Annotated in this window: 16 protein-coding genes; 6 read left to right on the top strand and 10 right to left on the bottom strand. The window is 45.1% G+C overall.

Features of this window, described 5'->3' with window-relative positions; genetic code table 11:
- Nucleotides 1-59: 59 nt before the first annotated feature.
- Nucleotides 60-1,076, bottom strand: coding sequence for a zinc-binding alcohol dehydrogenase family protein (locus ACK28X_RS09730; RefSeq protein ID WP_412058766.1), 1,017 nt, complete (start codon nucleotides 1,074-1,076; stop codon nucleotides 60-62).
- A gap of 177 nt (nucleotides 1,077-1,253) precedes the next feature.
- Nucleotides 1,254-1,790 (bottom strand): translation initiation factor IF-3, encoded by a 537-nt coding sequence (infC, locus tag ACK28X_RS09725; protein WP_412059114.1) that lies wholly within the window; start codon nucleotides 1,788-1,790, stop codon nucleotides 1,254-1,256.
- On the opposite strand from infC, the gene ACK28X_RS09720 reads away from it, so the two are divergent.
- From ACK28X_RS09720 to ACK28X_RS09710, 3 genes are all read left to right on the top strand, one after another.
- Nucleotides 1,729-1,866, top strand: a complete 138-nt coding sequence (locus tag ACK28X_RS09720) for a hypothetical protein (protein ID WP_412058765.1) — start codon at nucleotides 1,729-1,731, stop codon at nucleotides 1,864-1,866. The two genes, infC and ACK28X_RS09720, sit on opposite strands and share 62 nt — an antisense overlap.
- A gap of 83 nt (nucleotides 1,867-1,949) precedes the next feature.
- The gene (locus ACK28X_RS09715; protein ID WP_412058764.1) at nucleotides 1,950-2,780 is read left to right on the top strand and encodes an alpha/beta hydrolase; all 831 of its coding nucleotides are present in this window, start codon (nucleotides 1,950-1,952) and stop codon (nucleotides 2,778-2,780) included.
- 19 nt (nucleotides 2,781-2,799) lie between these two features.
- Nucleotides 2,800-3,564, top strand: coding sequence for a M48 family metallopeptidase (locus ACK28X_RS09710; protein ID WP_412058763.1), 765 nt, complete (start codon nucleotides 2,800-2,802; stop codon nucleotides 3,562-3,564).
- A gap of 148 nt (nucleotides 3,565-3,712) precedes the next feature.
- Here ACK28X_RS09710 and ACK28X_RS09705 read toward each other — a convergent pair whose 3' ends face one another.
- From ACK28X_RS09705 to argH, 3 genes are read right to left on the bottom strand one after another with little or no spacing between them, the layout of a single operon-like run.
- Nucleotides 3,713-6,034, bottom strand: a complete 2,322-nt coding sequence (locus tag ACK28X_RS09705; protein WP_412058762.1) for a TIGR02302 family protein — start codon at nucleotides 6,032-6,034, stop codon at nucleotides 3,713-3,715.
- A gap of 29 nt (nucleotides 6,035-6,063) precedes the next feature.
- Nucleotides 6,064-7,338 (bottom strand): diaminopimelate decarboxylase, encoded by a 1,275-nt coding sequence (gene lysA, locus ACK28X_RS09700; protein WP_412058761.1) that lies wholly within the window; start codon nucleotides 7,336-7,338, stop codon nucleotides 6,064-6,066.
- Nucleotides 7,339-7,387: 49 nt separating this feature from the next.
- Complete coding sequence (argH, locus tag ACK28X_RS09695) at nucleotides 7,388-8,788, bottom strand: argininosuccinate lyase (protein WP_412058760.1); 1,401 nt, start codon at nucleotides 8,786-8,788, stop codon at nucleotides 7,388-7,390.
- A gap of 94 nt (nucleotides 8,789-8,882) precedes the next feature.
- On the opposite strand from argH, the gene ACK28X_RS09690 reads away from it, so the two are divergent.
- Nucleotides 8,883-9,539, top strand: a complete 657-nt coding sequence (locus ACK28X_RS09690; RefSeq protein WP_412058759.1) for a TlpA family protein disulfide reductase — start codon at nucleotides 8,883-8,885, stop codon at nucleotides 9,537-9,539.
- A gap of 94 nt (nucleotides 9,540-9,633) precedes the next feature.
- Here the strand turns inward: ACK28X_RS09690 and ACK28X_RS09685 are convergent, their stop codons facing one another.
- Together ACK28X_RS09685 and ACK28X_RS09680 are read right to left on the bottom strand one after the other, a co-directional pair.
- Complete coding sequence (locus ACK28X_RS09685) at nucleotides 9,634-10,551, bottom strand: prephenate/arogenate dehydrogenase family protein (RefSeq protein WP_412058758.1); 918 nt, start codon at nucleotides 10,549-10,551, stop codon at nucleotides 9,634-9,636.
- Complete coding sequence (locus ACK28X_RS09680) at nucleotides 10,552-11,643, bottom strand: pyridoxal phosphate-dependent aminotransferase (RefSeq protein WP_412059113.1); 1,092 nt, start codon at nucleotides 11,641-11,643, stop codon at nucleotides 10,552-10,554.
- 188 nt (nucleotides 11,644-11,831) lie between these two features.
- On the opposite strand from ACK28X_RS09680, the gene metX reads away from it, so the two are divergent.
- Both metX and metW read left to right on the top strand, forming a co-directional pair.
- A complete protein-coding gene (gene metX / locus ACK28X_RS09675) occupies nucleotides 11,832-12,992 on the top strand; it encodes a homoserine O-acetyltransferase MetX (protein ID WP_412058757.1) in 1,161 nt (386 codons plus the stop codon).
- Nucleotides 12,989-13,618 carry a methionine biosynthesis protein MetW gene (metW, locus tag ACK28X_RS09670; protein WP_412058756.1) on the top strand — a complete coding sequence of 210 codons (630 nt, stop codon included), beginning with the start codon at nucleotides 12,989-12,991 and terminating at the stop codon, nucleotides 13,616-13,618. The genes metX and metW overlap by 4 nt, the downstream gene beginning before the upstream one ends.
- Before the next feature lie 46 nt (nucleotides 13,619-13,664).
- Here the strand turns inward: metW and holA are convergent, their stop codons facing one another.
- The 3 genes from holA to ACK28X_RS09655 are packed head-to-tail and all read right to left on the bottom strand — an operon-like array spanning nucleotide 13,665 to nucleotide 16,399.
- Nucleotides 13,665-14,711: a DNA polymerase III subunit delta gene (holA, locus tag ACK28X_RS09665; protein WP_412058755.1), complete on the bottom strand. Its 1,047-nt coding sequence runs from the start codon at nucleotides 14,709-14,711 to the stop codon at nucleotides 13,665-13,667.
- Between the two features lie 4 nt (nucleotides 14,712-14,715).
- Entirely contained in the window at nucleotides 14,716-15,510 is a 795-nt protein-coding gene (locus ACK28X_RS09660; protein WP_412058754.1) for an ABC transporter ATP-binding protein, read from the bottom strand.
- The gene (locus ACK28X_RS09655) at nucleotides 15,503-16,399 is read right to left on the bottom strand and encodes an ABC transporter permease (protein WP_412058753.1); all 897 of its coding nucleotides are present in this window, start codon (nucleotides 16,397-16,399) and stop codon (nucleotides 15,503-15,505) included. Before ACK28X_RS09655 ends, ACK28X_RS09660 begins: the two co-directional genes overlap by 8 nt.
- Nucleotides 16,400-16,458: the final 59 nt, after the last annotated feature.

Below are 16,458 nucleotides of genomic sequence, written 5' to 3'. Positions count from 1 at the left end.
ATAAAATAAAGCTGGTGAAAATTTAATTTGAATATTGCCGGTGTTGTCTCAATCCTGAATTAGAAGTTTTCAAGGACAATTTTACCAATACTTGCGCCACCTTCAATAAGCGCATGGGCTTTTTGCAGGTTTTGGGCGTTAATGGGAGAGAAATGCGTGCGCATGGTAGAGCGTAGCTGCCCTTCATCAATAAGGGCAGCGATTTCCCGTAAAATAGTCCCCTGGCGCGATTTATCAATGCAAGCAAAGATGGAGCGGGTGAACATGAACTCCCAATGGATGGCTATGCTTTTGCTTTTTAAGGGGCTGATATCAAAAGAGGGAGGGCTATCAATTAATCCAAGGCGACCTTGTGGAGCAAGAGCTTCAATATATTGAGGTAGGTAAAGGTCAGAATGGCTAGTGGAAAAGATGAAATCAACCTGGGAAAAACCTAGTCCTTCTAATTGAGGTAAGAAGGGTTGATGATGATTGATAGTGTGATGAGCCCCCATTTTTAGTGCCCATGCTTGGGAATCTGGGCGCGAGGCAGTAGCGATGAGGGTGAGGGGGGAGTGCAGCCGGGCAAGTTGCAGAGCTATGGAGCCCACCCCACCAGCACCCCCTACTATTAAAAAAGTTGTTTGTTCGGGGTGTAGTGGTTTTGTAATGCATAGGCGGTCAAATAGCATTTCATAAGCGGTTATGGCAGTAAGAGGTAGGCTGGCTGCTTGAGCAAAGGTAAGGCTTTGTGGTTTTTTGGCTACAAGCTGATGGTCAACCGCTTGATATTCGGCATTACTACCGTTGCGGTTGAGGGTGCCAGCATAATAAACGGCATCGCCTACGCTAAAATCTTTGACTGCTTCGCCACAAGCTATGACGGTGCCACTGGCATCAAATCCTAAGACACGAGGGGTATTTTTTTCAAAGGGCGGGGCGTTTTGGCGCGTTTTTATGTCAATAGGGTTTACAGAAACCGCGCGGATAGCAACTAAAAGGTCAGCGGAGCCAATTTTTGGGCAAGGTAGTTTTAAGTCTTCAAGGGCTTGGGGGTGGCTGATCGGGCGGTTTTTACGATAGGCAATGGCTTTCATGTCTATTTCTCCCCTTTTTAGAGCGCTACATGTAGGCTATGCAATTGGTTTGAATAAGATTATGCCCAATAGAAGGCGGTAAAGCAATGGTAGCAGAAAAGATGCGCAGTGAAACCGCATGCGCAATCAGAAGATATATAGATGTATGCGGCTTGACGCGTTTATGGTGATCACCCGCTATTTCGGTGCAATCACCATCATCATTTGGCGACCCTCTAATTTGGGCTCTGCTTCAATTTTTGCTATTTCAACCGTGTCGGCTTTGACGCGTTCTAGCAGTTTGATCCCAAGCTCTTGGTGAGCCATCTCACGGCCGCGAAAACGTAGAGTGATTTTAACTTTATCGCCTTCTTCTAGAAAACGGTTCACGGCTCTAAGCTTGACGCCATAATCATGGATGTCAATATTGGGGCGCATTTTGATTTCTTTAATTTCTACGGTTTTTTGTTTTTTACGCGCTTCAGAGGCTTTCTTTTGATTTTGGTATTTCAATTTGCCAAGATCAATAATTTTACAAATTGGTGGTTCGGCGTTTGGGACGATCTCGACAAGATCAAGACCAGCGTTTTGCGCTATGCTCAACGCGTCTTGTATGGTGATAATGCCATGATTCTGCCCTTCATCGTCGATAAGCTGAACGCGGGGTACCCGAATGTCTTGGTTAGAACGTGGTCCATCCTTTTGTACGGGGTTTGCTTTAAATGGTCGGCGAATGGCTAACTCTCCTATTGTTGAAGCCTATCTTTATGCTTTCTTGCTCTTACCCTATTTTATAAGAGGAGTGCAATAAAATAATGCTTTTCACGCTTTTCATTTCATATAGACTTATAGTGCTAAAAACAATACGCTAAACTTTTGAAAGGAGATGAAATTATGGCGGGCGAAGCGCATTTCCCTACAAAATTTGTAACAATTGCGGATAAACAAATTGCCTTTCGTTACCGGAAAGCTCTTGGGGCTACCTTACAAAGAGCAGGAGGCGCAAACCAAACTGCTTTGAGTGATCGTGCACCAGGGCTTGTATGGCTTCCGGGCTATGGTTCGGATATGAAGGGCGATAAGGCTTTAGCTGTAGATAGTTTTGCACAAAACAATGGACTTTCTTGTTTGCGATTTGATTATTCTGGCCATGGCGAGTCAGAAGGTAATCTTTATGAAGGTACGATTTCGGCTTGGCTGTATGAGGCATTAACTTTAGTAAAGACTTGCATGCAAGAGCCGCCAATCCTTATTGGATCTTCATTGGGCGGTTGGTTGGCTTTGCTTTTGGCACGCGCTTATTTGAAAGAAAATCGCCCCCTCGCAGGGATTGTATTGATCGCGCCCGCTCCTGATTTTACTGAAAAGCTGATTTTACCATCACTGAATATTATACAAAGAGCCAATCTTAACGAAGGCGGGCAAATTGCATTAGAGGCAGGGAACCCTTATGCTGTTTTTTCAAAGGCTTTATTTGATGATGGACGGGATCATTTGGTTATGGAAGGAATTTTGCCCTTTGAGTGTCCTATTGTTATTATGCATGGTATGGAGGATACGGTAGTACCTTATAGTCATAGTCTGGCCTTGTTGAATCATTTGCCGTGTCAGAATGTGACCCTTACTTTAATCCGCGATGGGGATCACCGACTTTCGCGCCCAGAGGATTTATCTTTGTTGGGTCGTCTTTTGCAACAAATGTTGGGATTGGTGGCTTCGTTATAAAAAGGGGCGAAGGTTCGTAATGATTCATTTGATCCCCCAACCTTTTAAGAAGGTCACTGCGAGGTCAGAACTAGGGAGTGGTAAAGCTTATTGGCTGGAGTGGCAAGGTCAACAGCTCCCTTTACGTTGGCGGATCCATTCGCGTGCTAAGCGGTTGATTTTGCGGGCATGCCCAATCCAGCAAAGTTTTTTATTGACCAGCCCACCCGCGGCGAAAGAAAGCCTTGTTATAAGTTTTGTGCGCCAACAAACAGCTTGGATTAAGACCCGATGGCTACAGGTAAGTGCATCTTCGTTCCCAAGAGAGCGTGCAGTGATAGATCTTTATGGTGTGACGCATCATATTGTTTTAAGGCCAGGGCGCGGATTAACAGAGCGGGTTCATCACGAGGGAGGGTGGCAATTATGGATTTATGGAGACCCCGCCTTTGTGGGTCGGCGGTTGGTTGCTTGCTTAAAAAATTATGCTAAAGAGGCGATTACGCCTTTAATACGTGATTATTCACTCCATATCGGGCGCAAACCAACTGCGGTTATTTATCGCGATACTAAAAGTCAGTGGGGCTCATGCAGCGCGACGGGACGACTTTCTTTTTCTTGGCGTATTGCTATGGCATCGCCTGCAGTAATTTCTTATTTAGTAGCCCATGAAATAGCCCATTTGCGTGAGATGAATCATGATGAGAAGTTTTGGCAACTTTGCGCTATGCTTTGTCCTACCTATCAAATACAGCGTGCTTGGCTTAAAAAACACGGGGCGCGTCTAATGGCTTATCAATTTTGAGCGATAGATCTATCGTTTTATGAATTTTTGGAACCTTTTTTTTGCCCATGCATTTGGTAGGCACCAGACCACCTCTTGTGTATGGTATGGAGGCTCGGCGCATTTGCCCCCGCTTGACACGCCGAGCCTCTCCCTGCTGAGATTATGCCTATTCTGCGCCCTTTAGAAGAGATTCGAGATAAGAGCGAGCTTGTTGGCTTAAAGCGCTATCTAGTTTTTTACGAATCATGTCTAAGATTTTACGGCTTCCTTCCGCTGCTTTTAGGTTGGGCGTTGAACCTCTTTGCCCCGTTGAAGGGCGCCCTAAGGGGTCTTTTTCTTTGGTTTTTTTTGAAGTTTTGATTAAGGCTTCAGCGCCTTGACGTAGAGACGCAATAGCTGCAGCTTGTTTGTTGGCTGCTTTTGCTTGGTTGCCCTCTTGTAAAGCTTTTATGGCACTATCCATATGGCGTTTAGCCTCTTCTAAAGGGGCATTAATGGCATTATCTTGGCTTTGTAAATTGTTTTGCAAACTATGCAACTGTGCCTGCAGGGCTTGGTTTTCCTCTATCAGTTGTTTTTTTTGTGCTTTGCTGCTTTTGCTATCTGTATCTTCTAGGTGGGTTGTAGAGTCTAAAAGTGTTTGCTGGTTTTGTAAAAGATCGGCAAGATTATTAAGATTTTGTTCGGGGGAAAAATTTCTGCCTTTGCCTTTTTGGATTTGTATATGCTCTAGCGATTCCTCAATTTGCGCTAAAAGAAGGTCAGCTTCAGCACTTTTGCCGGTTTGTGCTTTGTCTTGTAGCTCTTTGAGTTTTTTTTCAAGATCGCTTTCATTGAGAACTTTTTTTGATGTCTCTAGAGGGGAAACAAAACTTTGTAAAGATGGGTTTTGGGCAAGTGCTATGGCATAAGCTTGGATCGCGGTGCGTAGATCTTGCATGAGGTGGTCAATCTCGTCTTTAGTAGCGCCACGCATTAAAGCATCGCGTAGGGTTGCTTGCACTTGTTTAAGTTTTTTCTGCGCGCTAAAACTATCTTCTTCTTCTTCAAGTTCTGCGGCTGCTTGGCCGAGATAGGTGACGACACCGCGCAATTGTTCATCATTTTGGGCAAGCGAAAGGCGCGTCCAAAGGCTGCTTAGCAGAATTGTTTCTATGCTTTTTTGGGTAAGATAGTTTGGGGCAAGCTGTAGGGCAGAAATCATATCGCTTACGAGGTTTTTTTGTTGTCCATCAAGGGCTAAAATCCGCCTTTGTTCAGCCAATGCCCGCGCTAACGGGGTAGCAAAACTTCTTTCGGGCAAGATAGCTATTAGCGGCGTGCTAGCTATATGTATGCCTTGATGATTTTCGGCATGGAGGGTGATTGATACTTTTGCTCCCGCAAAAGGATGGGCGCGGCTATCATAGGTTGTTTCGCCTCTTCCTTTTCCGCTTTGTGGTATATCAAGAGCGATTGAGAGGATAGGATAAAGAGGGTGTGGGCTTACGTTCGTTTCTAATGGACTCAAAGGAGTAATTTCTGCCCATGCCTTTTTTATTCCATAAGTATCATCAAGCTTATAATCAAGCTGAAGCATGCCATTAGTAGTGCGCTGCGGTGGGCGGGTGAAGGCAATTTTTGGTGGATCTATGCGAGCGATAGGAATTTTCCATTCTCGTTGCTCATTATGAGATTTGAAGATAAGTTGGGTAGATGTAGTGAGATTAAAACGAAAATGTTGGCTATTCTTCGTGGTTTCTTGCGGCGATATAGATATAAGATGCCCATTTTTTTTATGCTTAAGAGTGCCTGCTCCACCTTCTACATTGAGAAAAAATTCGCTTCCTGACGTTAAGTTTTGGGGTGGTTGTGCGCCTTCGGCTAGATAAAAGCGATGGCCGCCGCTATAGGATGGGGCGATGACCCAAGCTTCAAGATGCAGGGAAGGATTTGTACTAAAAGAAGGAGGCGAAAGAAAAAAGGTATCTTGCAACTGACCACCTTTGGAACCCCAAGAAAAGCCAAAGGCGACAGCGCTTAGTAGGACAACGAGAAAGCGTAGGCCGAAAGGGTCGCTTGACTGATAAGTTGAGGGTATATGTATATGGTGAAGAGGAGGAAGCTCTTTATGCAAGCGGCGCTGATGGGCGCGAAATAGGTGCTGTGCTATGGTTGCTGATGTGGCGGGTAGGCGGTCGTATTGGCTTGAAAGGGGTTGATGGGCTAAGCCATTAGCCTTTTCAATAGCAACGGTTATTGTGCGTTTGTTAGGAAAGCGAAAACGCGTCAGATGTAAGAGCCCGCGCGCCCCTATTCCTAAAAGGCTCACTAGAAGGAAAATGTGCGGCCAAAAGCTTAAAGAATGAAACAGTCCAAACCAGCTGAAAGCTACCAAAAGCATAAGGCTTATAAAGATTAAATAGAGACGGGGCGCGAGTTGTTGCCATGTTAAGAGACACCATGCTCGCAAAAACCAATAGGGATAGAGAGATACTCTGATGCCCATAATGTTCCCTTTGCCCTCATACTTCGATATTATTTGCCTAAAAGCCAAGCGGGGACGTGGTCAAGTGCTAAGAGATCTGTATAGTTAAGACGCGGCCGAACTATGTCCCATATTTGATTTTGAACAAGAATCTCTGGCACTAGGAGGCGGCTATTATAGGTACTAGCCATGACAGCTCCATAGGCTCCTGCTCCAGTAATAGCTAACATCTCGCCGGGGGCGACGGGGGGTAAGTACCGATCTTTACCTAGATAATCCCCAGTTTCGCAGATGGGTCCTACAATATCGACGCAGGTGGTGGAAGGAGAAGCTTTTGGTTCTTTGACGGGGATAATATTTTGCCAGGCTTCGTAGAGGGTGGGGCGGATTAAGTCATTCATCGCGGCATCAATGATGAGGAAATTGCGTTTTTTTGCTTCTTTTATGTAAAGAAGTGTGGTGACCAAAACACCAGCATTACCAACAATGTTACGGCCTGGCTCGAGGATGATTTGAAGGCCGAGGGGAGAGATGCTTTTTTTGACAAGGGCGGCATAATCGGCAAGGGTAGGAGGCATTTCTTGGGGGTTATAGGCTATGCCAAGACCACCGCCTAAATCAACGTGGCGAAGGAAGATACCTTCTTGCGCCAAGGTTTGGATAAACTGAGCAACAAGTGTGAAAGCTTTAGCAAAGGGAGCAAGCGTACAGATTTGGCTACCAATATGTATATCAATGCCTTTGATCGTAAGATAAGGCGAGGATTGGGCGTTTTTGTACGCGTTTAGAGCTTGGTTAAGCGGCAGTCCAAATTTATTTTCTGCTTTGCCAGTGGTAATTTTTTGGTGGGTGTTTGCATCAATATCTGGGTTGATGCGCAAAGAAATGGGCGCTTTTTTTCCTAAGGCTTTGGCACGCACGGCTATGTGCTCTAATTCAGGCAAGGATTCAACGTTAAAACAATGGATGTTTTGAGCAAGGGCAAAGTCGATTTCGTCTTTTGTTTTACCTACCCCTGAATAGACAATTTTATTGGGGGGTATATGGGCGGCTAAAGCACGTCGTAATTCACCGCCTGAAACCACATCGGCGCCTGCGCCCTGGGCGCCCAAAAGTGTGAGAATAGCTTGATTGGAATTGGCTTTTAAAGCATAGGCGATGAGTACTGATGGTTCGTCAGCAAAGGCAGCTTGATAAGCAGAAAAATGCTCTTTTATAGCGGTAGCGCTATAGCAATAAAAGGGGGTGGGGATGGTTTGAGCTATTGTTGACAGGGCTACATTTTCGGCGTGAAGTGTTCCGGATTGGTAGTGAAATTTTCCCATAAGTTCCTCATTGGTTTTCGCCTTTCTTGGGGGATTTAGGCTACTTAATCTATAAGCGAGCAAGGCGCTTTTTCCAAGCTTCAATTTGTGTTTGAACTTGGGAAGGAGCGGTGCCGCCATAGCTTTGGCGGCTTTTGACTGATTGTTCTACACTTAAGACGCTAAAAACCGTGCTGTTTATCCCTGCGTGCAATCTTTGTAAGTCTTTTAAGGGGAGATCGCTCAGTTCAACCCCGCGGCTTTCTGCTAAGGCTACTGCTTGGCCAGTAATATGATGGGCTTCGCGGAAGGGGAGGTTGAGTGCTTTCACTAGCCAATCGGCAAAATCGGTTGCCGTAGCATAACCACGACCTGCCGCTTGTTCCATAGTATTGGTACAAACGTCCATATCGTTAACCATACCAGCCATAGCTGCCAAGCATAGAGATAGAGCTTTTGCAGCATCAAAGACTTGTTCTTTATCTTCTTGCATATCTTTGGAATAGGCAAGGGGAAGACCTTTCATTACTGTTAAAAGTGCGATTAATGCTCCGTTAATGCGGCCTACTTTTGCGCGGACGAGCTCGGCTGCATCAGGGTTTTTTTTCTGTGGCATAATGGAGGAGCCGGTCGAAAAAGCATCCGAAAGGCGAATAAAGCCAAATTGTGCCGTGGACCATAATACTAATTCTTCCGCAAAACGTGAGAGATGGGTGGCGCAAAGAGAAGCACAACTTAAAAACTCTAAAGCAAAATCGCGATCTGAGACGCTATCAATAGAATTAGCGGTAGGACGGGTGAAGCCAAGGGCTTTCGCTGTTTGGAAGCGATCAATTGGAAAGCCTGTCCCAGCGAGAGCTGCAGCTCCGAGGGGGCATTCATTCATCCTTTGGCGGGCATCATAAAATCGTCCAAAATCGCGACCAAACATTTCGACATAAGCCAAGAGGTGATGACCGAGGGTGACAGGCTGGGCGCCCTGTAGATGGGTAAAGCCCGGCATGAGAGTATTTGTATGGCCTTCTGCGACTGAGACCAGTACTTGGATAAGGGTGCGTAAGGCAACCATTGAGGCATCACATTCCTCGCGTACCCATAGTCTGAAATCAACAGCGATTTGATCATTACGCGAACGAGCGGTGTGCAGGCGGCCAGCGGGAGCGCCAATTAACTGCTCAAGGCGCGCTTCAATATTCATGTGAATATCTTCTAATTGGCGCGAAAATTCAAAATGGTCAGAGGCGATTTCGGATTCGATTGCATCCAGCCCTGCAATAATGGCTTGATAATCTGTTTGAGAGATAATATTTTGTTGAGCGAGCATGCTTGCATGGGCACGCGAACCAGTAATATCTTGACGATAAAGTGCTTTATCAAAATCAATTGAAACATTAATTTTTTCCATGATGGAAGCCGGCCCTTGGGTAAAGCGCCCCCCCCACATTTTGTTGCTTGTTGTATTATTTTTCATAGAGTATCCTTTAAGGATGGAGAAGAAAATGCCAAGAAAAAGCGATTATGGCGATAATAATGCCTTGAAACAAGTAAAAAGAAAGGGGATGATAGTGATAAAAAAGTTATTTATTTATTTTTTATTTTTAGGAGCTGCAGTTTTTATAGAGGGTGGGGTGAGTGTTAGCAGTACTGGCTTATTGGTTTCATCGGCTATAGCGGATTCCACAACGGGGGCTGTGGCGCAAAAAGTTGCTGTTTTAAAAGCGAAGGCGCAGGGCTTTTTTAAGAACATCCGTTTTGCTAATCAAGTTGTGAATTTGAGTGATTTGCGTTTTCAAACTCGTGACGGCCAGATCAATAGTTTGCGTATTTTCCATGGCAAGCCAATCTTACTTAATATTTGGGCGATTTGGTGCGCACCATGTCGTAAAGAAATGCCTGAACTGGCGATTTTAGATAAAAAATTGGGGGGAAATCGTTTTCAAGTGGTGGCGGTCAATGTGGATCGCGTAGCTAGTAATGAAAAAATTGACCACTTTTTACAGGAGGTCAATGCCCAAAATCTCATCCTTTACCGCGATTCTACTATGGTGATTTTTAATGAGATCCGTCGTCTAGGACTGGCTATTGGCTTACCAGTTACGTTGATTGTTGACAAAGATGGCTTTTTGCTTGGCTCTTTTAATGGTTTAGCTTCTTGGGGTGATAAAGATGCTCAAAATTTGATGGACGCCCTTATTGCTGTTGAAAGCGAGGCGGTTTCATAGAATTGCCGCGTTCGGGCTTGCTCATAGAATACAATACTTATTAGATGTTATAGAAAGGAAAAACATCTTCTGAATGGAGTAGCCAGCTAGCTTTTTAATTTTTATCGCGGCCAAAATTGGAGGCGTCTATATCTTGTCCAGCCTCAATGATAGAGCGGCGTATACTGCCGGTGCGACTGAATAGGTTAAATAAGGCTTCTCCATCATCCCAACGAATAGCTCTTTGTAGTGAGGCGAGATCTTCGCTGAAGCGGGCAAGCATTTCAAGAATTGCTTCTTTGTTGTGTAAACAAATATCTCGCCACATGGTTGGATCAGATGCCGCAAGGCGGGTAAAATCTCGGAAACCGGAAGCGGAGTAACTGATGACTTCTGAACGTGTAACTTTTTCTAAATCAGCAGCCGTACCAACAATATTATAGGCGATTAAATGCGGTAAATGCGAAACGATAGCTAAAACTAAATCATGGTGCTGAGCTTCCATACAATCCACCCGTGAGCCACAGGCTTCCCAAAAGGCACTGAGCTGCGTTAAAGCTTGGTGATTGCATCCTTCTAGGGGGGTAAGGATGCACCAACGATTTTTAAAAAGTGTAGTAAAGCCTGCTTCTGGCCCTGAGTATTCTGTACCAGCGATGGGGTGACCAGGAATGAAATGGCAATTATGCGGCAGATGCGGTGCCATCTGTTTGATTACAGAAGCCTTGGTAGAGCCAGTATCGCTGATAATGGTGCCAGGTTTGAGCGCATGCTTGATAGATTTCGCTATCATTTCGCATGCACCAACGGGAACAGATATAATGACTAAATCCGCGTCTTCCACCGCGGCAGCGTTATCTAGGAAATAGGCGTCTCCCAATTTAAGTCTTTGAGCCGTTGCTAAGGTTTCTTCACGGCGGGTAGCGATGCGAATATTATCAGCTAAGTTGTATGCTTTGATAGCGCGCGCTAAGGAGGAGCCAATAAGCCCTATACCGATAAGGGCAATGCTTTTAAATGGAGGGATAGACATTTAGGGTAGAAACTTTCTTAAAATCGCGATGATTTCTTCATTTTCTTCGGGCTTGCCCACCGAAATACGTAAAGCATTCGGTAAGCTGTAATCATGGACGGGGCGAGCGATATAGCCGTTATTTTTTAGAAATGTATCAGCCTTCTGTGCATTATAGAGCGGATCATCAGGAAAATGGACCAATAGGAAATTGGTAGTTGATGGTGTGACGCTGAGACCCATATTCGTTAAGGCGCGTGCAAGAAATTGCCGCCAATGTTGGTGATAGGCTACGGATTCTTGCAAAAATTTTTGATCTTCTAGGGCTGCTGCTGCTGCTGCTTGGGCTGCAACGCCTACGTTGAATGGGCAGCGAATTTGATTTACTGCCGCTACCAAATGGCGGGGACCATAAAGCCATCCAACTCGTAAGCCAGCCATGCCATAGGCTTTAGAAAAAGTGCGTATCATCACTACGTTTTGGGTTTGAGAAACGAGATCTTCACCTGCATGATAAGCTTCATCTTCAACAAACTCTGCGTAAGCGGAATCAAGGACAAGCAGTACATGCGGCGGTATATTGGCTTGGAGGTGTTTTATTTCTTCATGGATGAGATAAGTTCCGGTTGGGTTGCCGGGATTAGCGATGAAGACAACTTTACAATGGGGGTTTGCGTGAACACTAGCGATGATTGCTTCGATATCTACACGAAAGTCATGCTCATCAATAAGAATGGGGGTTGCACCAGCGGCGATGGTTTGGATTTTATAAGTTTCAAATCCGTATTTGCTCATGATTGCGCAATCACCACGTTCAAGGTAGGTTATGGCCAAAAGGGCTAATATTTCTTCAGAACCATTGCCAATGAGCAACTGCTCACGATCTAAACCGGTGGCTTTAGTGAGCGCTGGAATTAGGGGGGCGAGGTTGCCATTGGGGTAGCGGTTGAGGTTATGCAAGGCGTCTTGAAACGCTTGTAATGCCAGTGGGGAGGGGCCAAGACATGATTCGTTAGATGACATTTTGTGCGCCGGTTTTCCATTAGCGAGGCTGGCGCCTGGGACATAGGCTTTTATATCTAGAATACCCTTTTTGGGCTGTGGATAATTCATAATGTGTACCATAAAAATTTTCGTTTGATTTACTAATAGCATAGCTTGCCCCCTTACTAAGAGCAACTACCCAATTAGTATTTGCTTATTGATAGAAAATTAGTGTTTTTTCTAGTTTAGTTGGAGGCTGTGTGCGGGAGAGTGGTTTTTGGCCTAGACCTTTGTTTGGGCCATGCTAATATTATGGTATGGATCGTATAGTGAAAAGCATTTCCCAATCTTTAGACCCTAATAGCCTCTGCGCTTATTTTGATGAGAACCATGTTTTGCATCTTGATAGTGGTGAAACCCTTTCTAATTTTCAGATCGCTTATCGGGAATACGGTCGTTTAAACCGCGATAAAAGCAATGCTGTTTTGGTTTGTCATGGGCTGACGGGCGACCAGTATGTGGCTAGCCCCCACCCTATTACTCAAAAGCCTGGTTGGTGGAGCAACTTGGTTGGGCCAGGTAAAGCTATTGATACAGATCGCTATTATGTTATTTGCACGAATGTATTGGGCGGGTGTTTAGGATCTACAGGGCCGGCTTCGATTAATCCACAAAGTGGTAAGCCTTATGCCCTTGATTTCCCGATGATCACTATTGGTGATATGGTAAGGGCTCAAGCTTTATTGATACAAAGGCTAGGGATTAAGAGTTTATTTGCGATTATTGGCGGGTCTATGGGGGGCATGCAAGTTCTTGAATGGGCGGCATCTTATAAAGAGCGCGTGTTTAGTGCTATTATTTTAGCGAGTGGTACGCGGCTTTCGGCTCAGAATATCGCTTTTGATGAGATTGGCCGTCATGCCATTATGGCTGATCCTGATTGGTGCCAAGGTCGTTATATTGAGGCTGGAAAAAAGCCTATAAAAGGTTTGGCGGTGGCGCGGATGACAGCACATATCACCTATCTTTCGGAGGCGGCGTTGCATCAGAAATTTGGCCGAAATCTACAAAATCGTGAACAAGTTACTTTTGGGTTTGATGCTGATTTTCAGGTTGAAAGCTATTTGCGTCATCAAGGTATGCGTTTTGTTGAACGCTTTGACGCCAATAGCTATTTATATCTCACCCGAGCTATGGATTACTTTGACCTTGGTGCAGCTTATGGTGGGCAATTGGCTTGTGCTTTTAGAGGGAGTCAGACACGTTTTTTAATTACCTCGTTTTCGAGTGATTGGATGTTTCCTACTAAGCAATGTCAACCCCTTATTCATGCATTGAATGCTGTGGGAGCGCCTACTTCCTTTATTGAGATAGAGACCGACAAAGGCCATGACGCTTTTTTGTTGGATGAACCCGTTTTAGTGCGCTCTATTTTGAGCTTTCTTGAAGCGGGTGCTTGGAAAAGGGGGCTTGCATGACAATGTCTACCGCAGCCATTAACAGTGCGCGGGTGGATTTTCAATTGATTAGCCGATTTGTTGCTCCAAAAAGCCGCGTTCTTGATGTAGGTTGCGGCGATGGTGCTTTATTGATGCTTTTGCAAAAGGAGCGCAATGTGGATGGACGGGGTGTAGAAATCTCTCAGAAGGGGGTTGATCAATGCTTGAAGAAGGGGCTGGCTGTTATTCAAGGCGATGCCGATCGCGATCTTATTTATTACCCAGATCAAGGGTTTGATTATGTAATTTTATCCCAAACCTTGCAAGCAACCCGTAACCCTAAGCAAGTTTTGGATCATCTTTTGCGGATTGGTACAAGAGCAATTATTTCAATCCCCAATTTTGGTTATTGGCGGGTGCGAGCCTCCCTTATGTTTGGGGGGCGTATGCCGATGACAAAGGAATTACCTTATCACTGGTATGATACGCCTAATATTCATTTCTGTACGATTAAGGATTTTATTCATCTTGTTGGAGTGGCTGGAGCGCATATTGAAAAGGCTGTTGCTTTGCAACGTAATGGCCAAGCGCTAAGTTGGAATTTGCCTTATTGGGCTTGGAATCTTTTTGGACAGCAAGCGGTTTTTGTTTTACGTCGTTCTTGAGTTTATTGGCCTTCTTTAAGGGGTATCAGAAGATCAATGTGGGTCGTTAAGCAGAGGAGCGTGGCGGGCGCCCCATGACAGTCACTGCTAAAAGCGCTTGGCGAGTAATCGCTTCGCTTAAAGAAGGGGTTTGGCGGCTTTCAAGAACAGCTTTTTGTAAACGCTCTAATACTCTCGTGATAGCATTAAGTGACCAAAGAGTTGTAGCGCGTTCTATGATTTTTTGGCGGCGAAAAAATATCGGCGGACGAGCCGCTGCTACTGCAGAAAAGGGGGTTTTTCCTTTGATTTCTACTTGATAACGTATGAGCTGCAATTGCTGAAACTGTCGCAGTAGAGCTGCTAAAACGGAGGAAAGTCCTGCACCGCTTTCTGCATAACGTGTAAAACCGTGATCAAGGTATTTGAGGTTAGCCGTTAAAACGGCGTCTAGGATAAGATCTTGGGAAAAGGCGCTAGCATCGCTGATAACTTCTTCGACATCGCTAATGGTGATTTCACCACGTTTTTGGGCGTATAAGCATAATTTTTCTAGTTCAGAGCGAGAAATGAGCCTGTCGGCTCCTAGGCTTTCGCGCAACCATTTGCGGGCATCAAGTGAGATGCTAAGTTTAAAACGATCTAAGACTTGATCAATCAAGCGGTCAAGAGCACGTGCGTCATCGGTAAAGCAGGGGAGCGCCATGGCATGGGGAGAGTTTTCTACCGCTGCTCGTAGACCTGCGCCTTTTTTGAGATCCCCCGCTTCTAGGATGATAAAGCATTGCGGTGGAGGCGTTTTTAAAAGGGGGCGTAAAACCTCAATAAAGCGTTTTTGGTTAGCCGCGCCGCGAATCCATAATAATCTGCTACCGCCAAAGAGAGACGCGGTGGCGGATTCATTGTACAATTTCTCAGGATTTTTCTCAATGTCAGAAGCTTCAATACGGGTAGTGGCAAAAGGATCTGCAAGAGGCACACCAGTAAGGCTAGCAAATTTTTCTGCGCATTCTAAAACCAAACCGCGGTCTGGTCCATAGGTCAATATGATAGGGAATTGGGGGTGAAGACGGGCTAAAAAGGTCTCCACCTCGTGGGCTTTTTTTTGTGCCAATAGTTTAATCCATCAATAGTTTATCATCATCCAAAATTGTTCCACGAATGTTTTGAAATTTCTGTATAAGGTCGTTGACTGTAAGTCCGGCGCGTTCATCTCCTGCGACATCAAGGATAATTTTTCCGCTATGAAGCATAAGAGTACGGTTACCAAATTGCAAAGCTTGCCGCATCGAATGGGTGACCATAAGTGTGGTGAGTTTATTTTCAGCGATAATTTTTTCCGTTAAATCCATAATAAAATCAGCCATGCTCGGGTCGAGAGCGGCGGTATGCTCATCTAATAAAAGCACTTGGGCGTCGGCTAGGATGGCCATTAAAAGGGAAAGAGCCTGCCTTTGGCCGCCCGAAAGGCTATCCATGCGGTGCATGAGGCGGTCTTCAAGGCCAAGGTTTAATTGTGCCACGTGGTCGCGGAAATCTTTATGGCGCTTGTGACTTATAGCTGCTCTAAAACCACGGTTGTGTCCGCGGGCAGCGGCTAAAGCTAGGTTTTCTTCGATGGTAAGCGCACCACAGCTACCTTTGAGTGGATCTTGAAAGACACGCGCGATAAATGGCGCGCGGCGCGCTGTATTTTGGCGGGTGACGTCAGCACCGTTAATAAGGATTTTGCCATGATTGGCGATGACATCGCCAGCCAGTGTTGATAATAGTGTGGATTTTCCTGCACCATTTGAACCAATGAGGGTGATGAAACTACCCGCTTCTATCTGCAGATTAATATCTGATAAAGCACGCTTTTCAAGGGGACTACCTAGTTTAAAGGTCACGTCAATATTAGCTAGTTCAATCATATGTACGCATTCCTAAACTGCGTGGTAAAACTAAGGCCAAAACCACTAAAAGGGCGGTGATAAATTGCAAGTCTGTAGAAGTATTGATGCCGATATTGGCACCTTCAAAAGCAAATTGTACCGCAATCCGATAGATAACTGAGCCCAAAACACAGCTAAGAACCACAAAGAAAAGATATTGGCTACGGAATAAAGTTTGACCTATAATGACTGCTGCAAGGCCAAAAACAATGGTGCCTGTACCACCGGTAATATCAGTGGCAATGGCTGTTTGAATGTAGAGAGCACCGCCAAAGGCAACGAGTGCATTGGAAAGCGCCATCCCATAATAAATCATTAGGTTTGTTTGTACTCCTTGGGCTTTGGCCATTTGGGGATTTGTGCCAGTGGCACGCATGGCAAGGCCTAGCTCACTCTCTAAAAAGCGCCACAATAAAAAGACAGTTACAAGGACAAGAATTCCAACAAATACTGGACGAACAATCATATCAGGCCAGCCAAAGAGGCCATAAAAGGGAGTCAGAGCAGTATCAGCTAAAGCGAGGTTGACATTTGAAACCCCCATAATGCCCATAATGCGCAGGTTGATAGTATAGAGCGCTGACATGGTAAGAATGGATGCTAATAGATTTAAGATCCCAAAGCGTAAATGTAAAAGCGCCGTGACTATCCCAGAAAGCCCTCCCGCTAAGGCAGCGATAGCCATGGCGAGCCAAGGATTCCAACCTAAAAGTATCATCACCCCACACACCGCTGAGCCCAACAAAAAGGATCCATCCACCGTTAGATCAGGGAAATCAAGTACTCGAAAGGAAAGATACACTCCCATCGCTACAAAGCCATAGATAAGGCCAATTTCTACAGCGCCCAAAAAAGCAAAAATGCTCATAAAATTATGCTCTCTCTTTATTTCATGTAATCCTATTTGATTTTGGATTTTTTTGTCAG

It is taken from the genome of Bartonella sp. DGB2, assembly GCF_046843095.1.
Lineage (GTDB): Bacteria > Pseudomonadota > Alphaproteobacteria > Rhizobiales > Rhizobiaceae > Bartonella.
Note: the sequence above shows the minus strand (reverse complement) of the source record. Positions and strands in the feature narration are given on the sequence as shown.